This is a genomic window from Desulfococcus sp., assembly GCF_041737845.1.
Classification (GTDB): Bacteria; Desulfobacterota; Desulfobacteria; order Desulfobacterales; family Desulfococcaceae; genus Desulfococcus.
Map to the genome: position 1 here is coordinate 63,463 of NZ_JBGSQX010000074.1, position 14,813 is coordinate 78,275.

Annotated in this window: 9 protein-coding genes and 1 pseudogene; 3 read left to right on the plus strand and 7 right to left on the minus strand. The window is 59.3% G+C overall.

All coding sequences use genetic code 11. The features are described from left to right. Positions 1–16: 16 nt before the first annotated feature. Entirely contained in the window at positions 17–748 is a 732-nt protein-coding gene (gene ubiG, locus ACEW8N_RS08175) for a bifunctional 2-polyprenyl-6-hydroxyphenol methylase/3-demethylubiquinol 3-O-methyltransferase UbiG (protein WP_373499359.1), read from the plus strand. Here the strand turns inward: ubiG and ACEW8N_RS08180 are convergent. From ACEW8N_RS08180 to ACEW8N_RS08190, 3 genes are all read right to left on the minus strand, one after another. Beyond that, complete coding sequence (locus tag ACEW8N_RS08180) at positions 657–1,145, minus strand: hotdog fold thioesterase (protein ID WP_373499315.1); 489 nt, start codon at positions 1,143–1,145, stop codon at positions 657–659. The genes ubiG and ACEW8N_RS08180 overlap by 92 nt on opposite strands. Before the next feature lie 11 nt (positions 1,146–1,156). Further along, a complete protein-coding gene (locus tag ACEW8N_RS08185; protein WP_373499316.1) occupies positions 1,157–1,552 on the minus strand; it encodes a DUF2845 domain-containing protein in 396 nt (131 codons plus the stop codon). A gap of 248 nt (positions 1,553–1,800) precedes the next feature. Further along, positions 1,801–3,564, minus strand: a complete 1,764-nt coding sequence (locus ACEW8N_RS08190; RefSeq protein ID WP_373499317.1) for a formate--tetrahydrofolate ligase — start codon at positions 3,562–3,564, stop codon at positions 1,801–1,803. Positions 3,565–3,973: 409 nt separating this feature from the next. Here ACEW8N_RS08190 and selD point away from each other — a divergent pair. Beyond that, a pseudogene (gene selD, locus ACEW8N_RS08195) lies at positions 3,974–4,963 on the plus strand (selenide, water dikinase SelD); the annotation flags it as partial. Here selD and ACEW8N_RS08200 read toward each other — a convergent pair. The 4 genes from ACEW8N_RS08200 to ACEW8N_RS08215 form a co-directional block, all read right to left on the minus strand. Then, a complete protein-coding gene (locus ACEW8N_RS08200; RefSeq protein WP_373499318.1) occupies positions 4,956–7,709 on the minus strand; it encodes an ATP-binding protein in 2,754 nt (917 codons plus the stop codon). The pseudogene selD and the gene ACEW8N_RS08200 overlap by 8 nt on opposite strands. 47 nt (positions 7,710–7,756) lie before the next feature. Further along, entirely contained in the window at positions 7,757–8,650 is an 894-nt protein-coding gene (locus ACEW8N_RS08205; protein ID WP_373499319.1) for a transporter substrate-binding domain-containing protein, read from the minus strand. Between the two features lie 116 nt (positions 8,651–8,766). After that, on the minus strand, positions 8,767–10,779 hold the full coding sequence (locus ACEW8N_RS08210; RefSeq protein WP_373499320.1) for an ABC transporter ATP-binding protein: 2,013 nt from the start codon (positions 10,777–10,779) through the stop codon (positions 8,767–8,769). After that, positions 10,769–12,523, minus strand: coding sequence for an ABC transporter ATP-binding protein (locus tag ACEW8N_RS08215; RefSeq protein ID WP_373499321.1), 1,755 nt, complete (start codon positions 12,521–12,523; stop codon positions 10,769–10,771). The genes ACEW8N_RS08210 and ACEW8N_RS08215 overlap by 11 nt, the downstream gene beginning before the upstream one ends. A gap of 252 nt (positions 12,524–12,775) precedes the next feature. Between ACEW8N_RS08215 and ACEW8N_RS08220 the strand changes: the two genes are divergently transcribed. Beyond that, entirely contained in the window at positions 12,776–14,773 is a 1,998-nt protein-coding gene (locus ACEW8N_RS08220) for a ribonuclease catalytic domain-containing protein (RefSeq protein WP_373499322.1), read from the plus strand. Positions 14,774–14,813: the final 40 nt, after the last annotated feature.

Below are 14,813 nucleotides of genomic sequence, written 5' to 3' on the forward strand. Positions count from 1 at the left end.
GTTCGTGAAACATCCCATGAATATCGGCCCCGTGAATGTCGACAGGAATGAGCTGAAAAAATTCGAGGGGGCCGCCGATGCGTGGTGGGACCTGCGAGGGGAGTTCAAGCCCCTTCATGACATCAATCCGCTCCGGCTGGCGTATATCCGGCGCCGCACGTCGCTTTCGGGTGCCCGGGTCCTGGATGTGGGATGCGGCGGGGGCATCCTGAGCGAGGCCCTTGCGGGCGAAGGCGCCCATGTCACCGGAATCGACATGGGCGAGGCGCCGCTCAAGGCGGCCCGACGCCATTTGGAACAGACGGGCCGTCGGATCGATTACCTTCGAACAACGGTGGAGCGGCTGGCCGACATGGCGCCGTCGTCATTTGACGTGGTGGCCTGCATGGAGCTTCTGGAGCATGTTCCCCGGCCGGAATCCGCCGTCCGCGCCTGCGGCCGCCTGGTCAAGCCCGGCGGGGACGTGTTTTTCGCCACCATCAACCGCAATGTCAAGTCCTTCGTTTTTGCCATTATCGGCGCCGAATACGTTCTCCGTCTCCTGGCCCGGGGGACCCACCGCTTCCGCATGTTCGTCCGGCCGGCCGAACTGGCCCGGTGGGCCGGGGCCGGAGGCCTTGTGGTGAAAGACCTGACCGGCATGCAGTACAACCCGTTCACCCGCCGATATTTTCTGGGCAGGGATGCGACGGTGAACTACCTGATGCATCTCCGGCGGTCGACTCCCGCTGAAGGATCGCCAGGGTGATTCTCGAAAGGCAGACCAGCCGACCTCTCTCGTCGGCGATGCGGATTTCCCATACCTGGGTGCTTCTGCCCAAATGCGCGGGAGAGGCCGTTCCCGAGACGGTGCCCCGGCTGACCGACCGGATGTGGTTGGCGTTTATGTCGAGCCCCACGCAGTATTGCCGTGCGGGGTCGATGCAGTGCATCGCGGCGGCACTGCCCAGGGTCTCGGCCAGAACCACCGACGCCCCGCCGTGGAGGATGCCGTGGGGTTGAATCGTCCTTTCATCGACGGGCATGGTCGCCGTCAGAAAGTCATCCCCTGCGGCAATGTATTCTATGCCGATATGCTGCACAAGCGTGTCCCGTGACCGCCGGTTCATCTCTTCCAGATCCGGCGGTGTAAACCAGATGCTCATCACGATGTTCCTCAATATCCATATCCCCCCTGGCGGATGTGCACCAGGCGGCTGTTTTCAAAAATCAGGGTCTGGGTCAGTCTGCTGGAGCCGAAATTGTAAAACCACTCCTCGATGGTGACGATCTTCTTGCAGCCCGTATATCGTTTTCCGCGATAGATGTAATAGTGCTCATCATACCCTCGGTCGTCGTCCGGGTATGTGTCGAAGAAGGGATCGCGGCAGTTTCGGCTGAAGCGCTCCTCCTGGCGCTCGTCGACCCACGTGGGGGTGCCGCAGTTTTCAATCACCTCCGATGAGGTCATCCCCCGGTCGATGACCTTCCCGCTGCAACGGAGGGCCGACGCCGGTGACGCGATCAGTGCGGCGACGAGCACCGCGAGAAGGAATGTCAGTTTCGGGTTCATGATCGTTTTCCACAGATGACGGCTTCGGGCAGGGTCCTGGCCGCCGGATGCGGGCGCGTAAGGCGATTGGCGCCCTGGTTTCGGGTCAATGGCGTGACGCCGTTAACATAACCATCTGCGGGACGGCAATCAATTCACTTGATGCCGGGCGGCCTGGAAACGCATCCCCGTTGGAGGGACGGCGCAAAAAAAGGCCTGAGGAAGAACTCCTCAGGCCTTGGGCGCTTCAGTGAATTCGAGAGGGTCCGTTAGAACAGGCCGCTGACCTTACCGGTGGCGGGGTCAACGTCGATTCTCCGGAATGCCGGGTTGGAGCTGGTTCCGGGCATCAGACTGATGGTCCCGGCGCAGGGGCAGAGGAACTTGGCGCCGGAGTAGATGAGCACGTCGCGGATCGGCAGACGCCAGCCCTTGGGCACGCCCTTGATGACCGGGTCGTGGGACAGGCTCAGGTGGGTCTTGACCATCATGGTGGCGAAATCAGCGTACTTGGGATCCTTCTCCAGCATGTCGGCCTTGGCGTTGGCTTCGGGGCTCCAGTCGACGCCGTCGGCGCCGTAGACCTCTTTTGCGATGGTCGCGACGCGGTCGCGCAGCTTCATCTCCAGCGGGTAGAGAAATTTGAATTCGCTCTCTTCGTTGCAGGCATCGATGACCGCATCGGCAAACTCCAGCGCACCTTCGCCGCCCAGTTCCCAGTGCCGGGACTCGGCGCAGCGGGCGCCGGCGGCCTCGGCGGCCTTGCGGACGACGGCGATCTCGGCGTCGGTATCCGTGTAGAAGCGGTTGATGCAGACCACCGGGTTGATTCCGGACTTGCGGATGACGCCGATCATGTGAACCATGTTCGCGCAGCCTTTTTCGACCAGGCCCAGGTTCTCTTTGGTGTACTCCTCGGGCAGGGCCTTGCCGGCGACGACCTTGGGTCCGCCGCCGTGCATCTTGAGGGCGCGGATGGTGGAGGTCAGCACCGATACGTGGGGTTTCAGACCGCTGAAGCGGGATTTCACGTTCCAGAATTTCTCGAACCCGATGTCCGCGGCGAATCCGGACTCTGTGACATGGTAGTCCCACAGCTTGAGGCCGACGCGGTCGGCGATGATGGAGGACTGACCCACGGCGATATTGGCGAACGGACCTGCGTGAACCAGGCAGGGCTGGTATTCAGCGGTGCACATCATGGTCGGGTTGATGGTGTTTCTCATGAAGGCGGCCATGGCGTTGCCGACTTCCAGGTCGCCGGTGGTGACGGGCTTGCCGCTCTTGTCGAAGGCAACGGTGATGTTGTTGAGGCGTTCTTTCAGGTCGGCCAGGTCTTTGGCGACGGACAGGATGGCCATGCACTCGGACCCGACGGCGATGCCGAACTTGGACTGCATGGTGAAGCCGTCGGTGCGGCCGCCGATGCCGATGATGATGTTGCGGAGCGCCTGAGCGCAGAAGTCGATGATCCAGCCCATCTCGACGCGGGTGGGATCGATGTCTAAGCGGCGCATGCCGGTCAGGCGGGCGAGTTGCTCATCGTTATAGTTGCGCTCATGCTGCATGCGGGAGGTCATGGCCACCATGGCCAGGTTGTGGGCGTTCATGATGTCGTTGATGTCGCCGGTGAGACCCAGGGAGAATTCGGTCATGGGGATCAGCAGGGAGTTGCCGCCGCCCGCGGCCGTTCCCTTGACGTTCATGGTCGGGCCGCCGGAGGGCTGACGCAGGGCGCCGCCGACTTTCACGCCGCGTTTTCCCAAGCCTTCCATCAGACCCACGGATGTGGTGCTCTTGCCTTCGCCCAGAGGCGTCGGGGTGATGGCGGTAACCTCGATATACTTGCCGTCAGGCCTGCTTTTCAGGCGTTCAATGATCTTCAGGAAATCGAGTTTGGCCAGACGGCCCATGGCAAGAAGCTCTGATTTCTCAAGCCCGAGCTTGTCGATCCACGCTTCCGGCAAGGGCATGTTTTTTTCCGCTTCCTCGGAAATCTGCCAGTCGGCCATTTCTACTGCATTGTAAGCCATAGATCCAATTCTCCTTTAGTTTTTGATGTTAGCGCCTCGGAATCCTCAGCCTGACGGACTCCATCTCAACGGGTGATCGAACGTGTATAATCTGAATGGAAAATATCGACGAAATGATGTTGATTTATGAAAGAAGCCATTCAAAATCGGTCCCTCATACCATGTGCGGGCTTGTTTGGCAAGACCTATCTCCCGTGTCTCGGTCGAAAATCATCGGGATCCGGCAGGGCCGTCCCGGAAAAATCGGCAGGAAGGGTTTGCTTTTTCCCCTCTGATTTTTATAAGATAATATATTGTCATTTGCACCCACCAGGCGATTCGGCCATCAGAAAGGTCTTTTATGAAGCTTAGGACATTATTCGGCAAACCGACGCTTACCCGTCTTGCTAAAACCTGCGGTTGAGCGGCGAAACTCAGCCCGGTCGGGCTGGAGGAGCTGCTGGCATCCCTGCCGAAAAGCGATGACCCCAATATCATCGTGGGGTTTGACACGAGTGACGACGCGGGGGTCTATCGCCTCAACGACCAGCAGGCCCTGGTCGTCACGGCGGATTTCATTACCCCGCCGGTGGACGACCCGCACCTGTTCGGCCAGATCGCCGCGGCCAATGCCCTGAGCGATATCTATGCCATGGGCGCCCGGCCGGTCGCCTGCCTGAGCCTGGTGGGCTTTCCCGGGGCAAAGCTCGGCCCGGAGATCCTCCAGGGCATCATCGCCGGTGCCCTGAGCAAGATCACGGAAGCCGGCGCCGTGCTCCTGGGGGGGCATACCACCGATGACGAGGAGCCCAAGTTCGGTCTTTCCGTCACCGGGCTCGTCCATCCGGACAGGGTCTGGCGCAACGCCGGCGCGCGGCCGGGGGACCGGCTGATCCTCACCAAGCCCATCGGCAGCGGGGTGCTGTTCAACGCCAACCTGAAAGGATGGGTTTCTGCCGAGGCCATGACGCGCTGCATTCAGGTCCTGACGACGCTGAACCGAAAGGCTGCGGAAATCATGGCCGGTTTTGATATTCACGGGGCGACGGATATCACGGGATTCGGGCTGGCCGGTCACGGGCTGGAGATGGCCCGGGGCTCGAAGGTCAGGCTGGAGATCGATCTTGCTGCGGTCCCGCTTCTGGACGAGGCCCTGGATGCCTACAGGGCCGGGGTAACCACCGGCATGAACCTACCCAATCGCGAGATGGCGGGGAGATTTTTGCGGTTTTCAGATCGTCTCACCCCATGGGAAAAGGAGATGGTCTTCGATCCCCAGACCAGCGGGGGGCTCCTTGCCGCCGTCGAAGCGGCTCAGGCGGAGGATCTTCTTCAACAGCTCCGGCGGAGCGGGGTGGGCGATGCAAGCATCATCGGGCGGGTTTTCGCGGACGACCGGGTTTCCATCGGCTTCAATTAGGCGCGCCCAGACCGAAACCGGAAGGCTCGCCCGCTCTGTCCAGTTCGCTCCTGACGGCGACGCCCAGCCTCTCCATGGTGTAGGGCTTTTTGATGTAGCCGCCCGCCCCGAGCTGCTGGGCTTTTTCGACCTCGCCCGTTTTGCTGAATCCGCTTGCGATGATCGCCCGCTGAGTCGGGTGGATGTCGAGGATCCGCTCGTACGTCTCGCGTCCATTCATGACGGGATGCATGATCATGTCGAGAATCACGAGGTCGACGGAACGGATTTTGAGGTATTCCAGGGCGTCATTTCCGCTGGCTGCCGCAGCCGTGTGATATCCCAGCCTGCCCAGCATGGCGCAGGCGATCTCCCGCTGACTCGGTTCATCATCGACGACCAGGATGCGTTCGCCTCTTCCCATGTAGCTTTCCATCGGGATCTGGCTTGCCTTTCTGGCCGCCTGGGTTTTGGATACGGGGAAATAGAGTTCGAACTGCGTTCCTCCGGCGTCGCTCTGAACGTTGATATAACCGTTGTGGTCCTGGACCGTATTCCACACGACGGCCAGGCCCAGCCCGGTGCCGCTCCTCCCCATGACCTTCTTCGTGTAGAAGGGCTCGAATATCCGATCCAGGTCCCTCGGGGGGATGCCCGAGCCGTTGTCGATGACCCTGAGGACGACATACTCCCCGGCATGAATATGATCGTAGCCACGGATTGGGTGGTTCAGATATCTGTTTTCGGTGCTGATGACGACGCTTCCGGTGGTGTTGATCGCCTCCGTGGCGTTGTTAACGAGGTTCATCAGCGTCTTTTTGATGTGGACCGAAGAACAGTTGATGTTCGACAGGTCCCGGGCGCAGTCGGTTCCGTAAGTGACGAGGGGGTGCTGATCTCGAAGGGCGTTATGCTCCGGGCTTTCCAGGTATTCGTCGATCAGGACGTTCAGGCTCTTCGGCTCCTTGGGGCTCGCGATGCCTCGGGCCACCGTAAGAAGATCCTGAACGATGGCGGCGGCACGCTTGCCGGAATCGTATATGGTTTGAATCGATTTCTGAAAAGGGCTGCCGGGCGGCAGTTCAAGCAGGATCAGCTCGGGATAGCTGACGATGCCGGAGAGAATGTTGTTGAGATCATGGGCGACGCCGCCCGCCAGGAGCCCCAGCGCTTCCATTTTTTTGTATCGGGCGAGTTTTTCCTGGAGTTCGTTTCGCTCCTGTTCCGCCTGCCTGTAGCGGGTGATATCCACGATGCTCACGAGGATATTTCCGAAATCCGCTTCAGCCGGAGGGATGTTGATGCTGAGGATGATATTTATATTTTCCCCCGAGAGGGTCCTGTTGACGGATTCACCCTCGAAATAGCGCTTGCCTTCGGCAATGGCGATGAGGAGGTCCCGGAAATTATCGAGCGCCTCCGGCAGCATCAGGGATTCGATGGATCCGAAAAGCTCATCCTTTCCGGTTGCGCCGTAAAGTTTAAGGCCGGCATCGTTGATGTCTATGATTTTCACGAGCGCCATGCAGTGCTTCACGAAATCGTGATGCAGGGCGAAATAGCTTTTGAAGTCCGTGACGCCTTTTCTTTTGAGATGCAGGATCGCCTTGTAGGGCTCTGAAAAATTCTCCTCGAAGATGGAGACGGTTGCCGCCTGGAAGATCCTTCGAAAACGCTCCTCGCTTGTTTTGAGCGCCTCTTCGGAGCGCTTTCGCTCGATGATCTGATTCCGGAGTTCCCCGTTTTTGCGTTCGATTTCCTTTTCTCGGTTACCGGCCTCTTCCAGGTGGGCTTTGAGGATGAGATGGCGCATGCGGAACCGCCAGGAAATCAGGGCACCGCCCAGGACGATGACGGCAAGGATTCCCATGACGATAAGGAGCTGGAACGGCGATCGGGATCCATACACAAGATGGCTCGGCAGCACCTTCACCAGAAAAAACGGCGTCTGGTTCACGGGGACCCGCACGGCGAGAAGGTCGTGGTTGATGTTCAGGGGCGTTTCCGAAGCGAGCTTCTGGATGTTTCCAACGGGGATTTTTTTCAGCGCAGCCAGGTCGAGGTCGGCGGCCTCCCCCAGGCTCTCTCCGGTAATCCGGAAATTGTGATCGCTGTGGATAATGTCAACGGCGTGGCTCTGGTTGGCCCCGGGCTCCGAAAAATGATCATAGATCTGCTGCGCGCTGATGAAGGCGAGCACCTGGCCGCTGTATCGTCCCTTGAAAATATAGGGAACGGACACGAAAACGGTAAACTCCTTGCCCTTGAGATCGCCGGTGATGACGGCGGGGCCGTCCCGGCGGGCAAGAAAAGAGGCCCATCGGACAGCTTGAAACTGCGTGTCCGACCCGAAGGCGGTGTCGACCAGAGGTTTTCCATCCGGGGTGATGAACACCACTCGGGAATAGATCGGGTTTCCTTCGAAGGTTTTATGGTCGATAAATGCCTTGAAATGATTGGATATACCGAGCAGGCTCGCCATCAGCCCGTATTCCATGGACATGTTCAGTGCCTTGTTTTCGAAAAAGATGGCGATGGCGCGGCTTTCGCTTAAGGTTTTGATATCGTTCCGTCGCTCGGCAAAGAAATAGCTCACGGTTCTCGCCCGTTTTTCCATGTCCTGAAGCAGGCGCTCGGCGGCTATTTTCTGCAGATCGCGCTGCGAGACGTAGTTGCTGCTCAGGAGAAAGGCCATGAAGAGAAAAAGCGGCGCGGTCACCAGGAGGGACAGCATGTGCTGAATTTTGGTGGAGACAGGGGCTTTCATGGGCTGCATTCCCGCATCGATGTCACGGCCCTTGAACCGGAACCGGGTCAGAAAAATCCCGGGAACAGGGCCGGAACCACCGGATAGTATTTTTTTACCAGGCGGAGGTAGGTGCCGTCCGACCAGCATCGGTTCAGGAACTGCTCGAACGCCTCCTCCAGCAGCGGGGAGGTCTTGGAGAAGGCGATGGCCATGTGCTGCACCGGGGAGAGCGGTCCAATCACCTTCAAACGCCCCGGCCATTTCTCGATGGCGATGACCGCGTCCGGCAGATCCATCAGAGCAACATCCGCCGCCCTCTTGAACAGGGCCGGGGCGATCTCATTCAGATGCCCGTCGAACATGACCGGGCGCGCCCCCGTCTCCTTTATGCCATACAGGGCCGGCTCCAGGCAGGTATCCGGAAGCCCCAGGCAGGTATATCCCCGAAGCAGTCCCTTGACCGCCAGGATGTCTTTTTCGATGTCGCCCGAGGGCATGATCGGCGCCAACGGAGAATCCGCCAGGGCCACAAGCCAAATCTGGGTCTGAAAGGTCGGCCTCGAAAAATTGAGGATCTCCCGCCGCCAGGGAATCATGGTCATGCCATTGGCGATGATATCGCCCGTGACGGGGACATCCCCCATGATTTTGAGCTCCTTTCCGTCGAATACGACCTGCTTGCCCGTGAGGTCCCCGATGACCTTCCGCCAAACGGTCGGAACGTATTCATACCGGACGCCCAGGCTCCGGGCAAAGAGCTTCATCATCTCGACGTCGAGCCCGTCCCCGCTGCCGGTGACAAAGTTGGCGTAGGGAACGCCCAGGTGACGGATGACCCCTCTTGCTTGAATGTCGGGAAGATCATTTCCCCAGCTATCGCCGATGGGCACAAAAAAGGCAATAATGAAAACTATAACAGCGGAAAAAAATACAGACGCACACCCTCTCTTGGTTGTCATGTAACCCTCCTTGCCTCGGGATGTAGACCGCCCTTTCAAGCGGGGCGGCCAGTTGCCCAAATTAGCTTGGAAGCATACGTTTGGAAAGGATTTTTTTTGTAAGACCATAAAAAATATTATGGTTCTGGGGCCGCCATGGGATCATGTGCGTGCTGCAGCCGGTTCAGTTTGCAGTATACCTTTTCCAAGGCCATCAGTTCGTCGTGGGTTCCAGACTCGATGATCCGGCCGCTCTCCATCACGATGATGCGATCCGCGTGACGGGCGGTGGACAGCCGGTGCGCCACGATCAGCGCGGTGCGGTCCCGCATCAGGTTGGAGAGCGCCCCCTGAATCTTGAGTTCCGTTTCAGAGTCGATATGGGAGGTGGCCTCGTCCAGGAGGATCAGGTCCGGGTTTCGCGCCAGGGCCCGGGCGATGGCCACGAGCTGGCGCTCTCCGCTGGAAATGGACAGGCCTCCTTCGCTGAATTTTGTGTCGAGTCCGGCAGGCAGCCTTCGGATCAGGGGAGCCAGGTTCGATGCCTCGATCGCGCGATCCAAATCCTCCGGTGAGATATCCGGGTTGCCCAGCCTGATATTGTCCCGGATGGATTCGGAAAACAGGAACGGATCCTGGGGAACGACCGCCATTCTGGCGCGCAACGCCCCGGGCGACCAGTGCCGGATGTCCTCTCCATTGACCCGGATGCAGCCTGATGTGGGATCATAGAGCCCAAGAATGAGATGAATCAAGGTCGTTTTGCCGGAGCCGGTCGGGCCCACGATGGCTGTCGTTTCGTTCCGCTCCATACGGAAGCTGACATTCCGGAGGACGGGCTCATTTTCAACATAGCTCATGCTGACGTTGTCAAACGAAAGGGATTCGATGGCCGCAGGCGGATGGGAGCGGGCGGGGGCGTGGGGCTGATCCCGGGTTTCGCGGGTGTTCAGGAGCAGGAGAATCCGCTCTGCGGAGGAGAGGGCGTTTTGGAGGATGTTGTATTTTTCCGCAAGGTCCCGAATGGGCCTGAAAAACATCCGCATATAGCTGATGAAGGCGACGAGAATGCCCAGGCTGATGTCCTCGCGGAGGACGCCTTTCCCGCCGTAATAGATGACAAGGGCCAGCGAAACGGCGCTGAAGAACTCGATCAGGGGCATGAACACCGCGAAAATGTGGATCTGCTGCATGCCGGCCCGATAGAATTCCTGGTTCAGCACCCTGAAGGTGCGGGCGTTGTTCTCTTCTTCCCCGAACGTCTGAATCACGGAAATCCCTGCAATGGTTTCGGAAAAGCGCGTATTGATCTCCGCCGTCTTGATGCGGAGCGTCCGGAAAACGCCCCGGGCTGTCCTGGAAAAGAATGCAGAGGCCATGAACACGAAAGGGAGGATGGCGAAGCAGATCAGGGAAAGCTGCCAGTGGATGCCGATCATCACCCCCGTGATGCCGACGAGAAGGAAGACGTCCCGGAAGACGAAGACAATGATCGAGGTAAAAAACTCGTGCATGTTCTGAATATCGTTGGTGGCTCGGGTCACCAGGCGGGCCACGGGCGTCCGGTTGAAAAACGACAGGGGCAGCCCCTGAATGTGTCTGAAGAGCCGCATTCTCAGGTCGTGCATGATATTCTGGCCCGCCATCTCCATCACGATCATCTGAAAGAAATTCAGGACGAATTCGATGACGGTGAGGATCAGAAACGCAACGGCCGCAAGACCCACGCCGGTGATGTCCTGCTGCCGCAGGATATGGATCTCGCCATCGGACAGATGCGCTGTTTCGGAGAGAAGGATCTCCGCCGATGTCCCTTGCACCCCAAACCTCTCGGGGTATCTGCGCACGATTGCGGCGGTCTCGGGCGAGGAGATATCGACCGACAGGCGCCGTTCCAATCCGGCCGACGGAGCCCCGTCGCGTTCTGCATGGCTCTGGGGTCGGGGCGCGGGGACGATATGGCGGTCCACGGCGATTTTGGTTATATAGGGCATCCCCAGGCTGATAAGGGTCATGAGCAGCGCCAGGAAGGCGGCCAGAAAAATCGAGCGCCGGTGGGGGCGAACGTGGGGGTAGAGTTCCCGCAGGAGGGCCGAGTCGACGGGCGCCCCCAGGGCGGTTTCCTGGGCGTAGCCGCGGTCATGCAGCATCGGCGGCCTCGCGCATCTGCTGGAGCATGTGCATTCTGGCGTAATAGCCCTGTTGAAGCAGCAGCTCCTGATGGGTCCCGGATTCGGTTACCCGGCCGTTTTGGAGGGTGATGATCCTTTGGGCGAAACGAACCGCGGAGATCCGGTGGGAGACGATGACCAGGGTGCGCCTCCCGGCGAGATCGCGGACGGCCCGGAGGATGACGTCTCCGGTTTCCGCGTCCACCTGGCTGATGGGGTCGTCCAGGATCAGAATCGGGCGCTCTCTCAGAAAGGCGCGGGCCAGGGCCACCCGCTGCTTTTGGCCCCCCGAGAGGATCACCCCCTTTTCTCCCACGAGGGTTTCCGCGCCCAGGGGCAGGGACCTGAGGGTTTTTTCGAGAGCCGCCATCCGGAGCGCTTTCAGGAACTCTTCCTCGGGGATGTCGGCGCCGAAGGTGATGTTGTCCCGAAGGGTTCCGGCAAACAGGAACGGTTCCTGGGGAACGTAGGCGATCCGGGACCGGAAATCTTCGATCCTGAGGTCGCGGATGTCTGCGCCGTCGTAAAGGATGCGTCCGCCGGAGGGATCCTGGATGCGGGTCAGGAGGCGGAGGAGGGTGGTTTTTCCGGCGCCAGGCGGACCGGTCACGCCAAGGACCGTGCCCCCGGGGATATGGAGGGAGACCTCCTCCAGGGCCGGAGGGACATTTTCATCGTAACGGAATTGGAGCGCCTCCGTCTTGATGTCGATGGATAGCCCTGAAAAGGGCCGGGCGCCGGGGCGGTTCCCTATGTCGGGCCGGGTATCCAGGATCGCTCCGACGCGCGCGAGGGATGCCTTGCCGCGCTGGATGAGGTTGACCAGCCAGCCGATGGCCATCATGGGCCATGTCAGCATGCCCAGATAGCTGATGAAGGCGACGAAGTCGCCCGCGGTGATCTGGTTGAAGATCGTTTGCCGACCGCCCAGGTAGATCACCAAAGCCAGAGAGATGTTGGAAAAGAGCTGCATCATCGGGAAAAATGCCCCGGTGATCCAGACCAGCCGGACATTCCTGTCGATATATTCCCGAGAGACGGCCTCGACCGCCCGTGCGGACTCCGTTTCCCGGGTGTAGGCCTTGATGATGCGGATCCCGGTGAAATGCTCCCGTACCCGCTCGGTCAGGGTCGAATTGCTTTCCTGGACCGATTGATACGCGTTGTGCATCTTTTTGCTGAAAATACGGGTGCTGAGCACGATCAGGGGCATAGGGATGATGGTGAACAAGGTCAGGCGGATGTTGATGTAGGCCATGAAGCCGATGGTGGCGGCCCCCAGAAGCACTGCGTCCACCAGCGCCACGAGGCCCATACCGGCCGCCATCCGGATATGATGGATGTCGCTGGTGGCGTGGGCCATGAGATCCCCGGTCCGGGTTTTCTGAAAATAGGAGGCCGACAGCGTCTGGATGTGGCTGAAAAGGCGATTCCGCAGATCCCGTTCGATTTCCCGTGAAAGCCCCATGAGAAAATGCCGCCAGAGGAAGCGAAAGGCGGCGATGACGAGGGCGATCAGCACGATCCAGAGTGTGTCGATCACGAGGGTGGCCGGGGTTGCGGAAAGAGCGGTGAGGCCGTCGACGGCCTTTTTGATGATCCGGGGGATCGCCAGTTGGAGCAGATCCACCACCAGCAGGCAGAGCAGTCCGGCGGCGATGGCGGCTCGCCGGCCGGAGAGGCTGGGTCTGAGAAGATCGAGGGGGGAGGATTCCACGGTCACGGCGCTCCGGATTCGGGTTGATTTCCATTTGCTATACCATACCCCTTTAAAGGCATCAAGCAGACCTTGACACTTCCGGAAAAAGCCCCCTGTCCGCGCTGCGCGCATCTTCCGCCACCATGGCGTGCGGCATGCCGGGGCGCACGCCGCTTTGCAGACCGGGGAGAGAGCTTTGGATCACGCGATTTTTCCAAGCATTTCACCGCATCCATTCGTTGACTTTCAAGGGGCGGATTGGTATGATGATAAGTTATGGAATTAGGAAATATTGTTGAATTTATTGACCGTCAGAAGATCGTCTGCGCGGTTGTCCTCGAAGTCGGCAGGCAGAAGCTCCGCCTCCTGGCGGAAAACAGCCGTGAAATCGTCATGGCTGAAGGACGGCTGCTGCATAAATCGAACAAGCGCCTGGACCTTTCGGGTGGATGGGAGCGGCTCGCCGCCGGGCTGAAAGAAACCGCGCGGCTTCGCGAATCCCTGGCCGGGCAGGTGGATATCCAGGAACTCTGGGAGGTGCTGAACACCGAACAGGAATGGATTTCCCTCCACACCATGACCCAACTCTGCTTTCCGGATGCTGCCGACGGCGATCACGAATCCGCCGTGATCCGGGCCTTTTTCAGGAACCGCCATTATTTCAAATTTAACCAGGAAGGATTCCTGCCCCTTTCCGAGGCCCAGATGACGCAGCAGCGCACTCAGGCGGAAGCGGCGGCGCGAAGAAACCGGCTGATCGAAAGAGGCGGCGAATGGCTTAAGCGGCTCATGACCGGCTGCGGGATCGGGGGAGGGCCGTCGGGCCTGGCGGATGAAGAGGCAGAACTGATTGCCATACTCAAGTCTTATTATCTTTTCGAAAAGGAGAGCATCCACGCTGAACTTGGGAAGGCGATAACGGCCCGGGCGGGCGTCGGGGACCTTGAAAAGCTTTTCCAGGTTTTCGTCAGGCTGGGTATCTGGGATACCAACGAAAACATCGATCTTCACCGGTACGACGTTCCCACCGATTTTTCCGAAGAGGTGATGACCCTCACCCGGGCATTGCTGAAATCCTCCGTGGCCAGGTCCGATCACAAACGGAGGGATATCACCGATCTCCGGATGATCACCATTGACGGCCAGTCCACCCTCGATTTCGATGATGCTCTGAGCATCGAGGATTGCGGAGAGTATTACCTCCTGGGCGTCCACATCGCCGATGTCGGGCATTTTGTGGCGGATGGATGCACCATTGACCGCGAGGCCGTCATGCGGGGCAGTTCGATCTACATGCCGGACCGCAGGATCCCCATGCTCCCCCCCGAGCTTGCGGAGGGGCAGTGCAGCCTCAGGGTCGGAGAGGTGCGGCCCGGCATCAGCACCATGATCCGCCTCAGCCGGAATGCCGACATTGAAAGTTATGAGATTTTTCCCAGCATAGTCCGGGTGACGGATCAACTGACCTACTATGATGCCAATGTGCTGGCCGAAGGGAATAAAGAGATCGCCACACTGGCAAACATCGCCAGGAAATTCCGGCAGCGGCGGCTGGGGGAGGGGGCGGTTCATATCTCCCTGCCCGAGGTAAACGTATGGATTGACGAAACCGGCGAACTGATCGTGAACAAAACCAACCGGGAGAGCCCCGCACGGCTGCTTGTCTCGGAGATCATGATCATGGCCAACTGGCTCGTGGCCGAGTTCCTGATCAAACATGGACTCCCGGCCATTTATCGGTCCCAGCCCAATCCCCGTGAGCGGCTGTTCAAAGAAAACGGCGGGACTCTTTACCAGAACTGGATGCAGCGGAAGTTTCTCAGCCGGTTTGTGCTGAGCCCCCAACCGGAGCGTCATTCCGGCCTGGGACTGAACGCCTATGTGACGGCGACCTCCCCCATACGGAAATATTTCGACCTGGTGACCCAGCGGCAGATTCGATCGGTATACGGCTTGAACTCGGCCTACGGCTCGGCGGACATTGAAAAGGCAATCCAGCTTCTGGAGCAGCCCATGAGCGCCGTGATCCGCCTCCAGAACCGGCGAAAAAGATATTGGCTCTTGAAATACCTCGAAAAGAGAATCGGCCAGAAAGAAGAGGCCATCGTGTTGAACAAACGCAAAGGCGCATACCTCGCACTCATGACGGATTACATGATCGAGTGCGTTCTTCCCAATTCATCCGGGGTCAATCTCAAGCCCGAGGACCTGATCCAGGTGACCATCCAGCATGTTGACGCCAGAAAGGACATCCTTACCGTATATGTAGGGTGATCTCCCACACCCCATTGCCGTAAGGCGGATGCCATGGGTG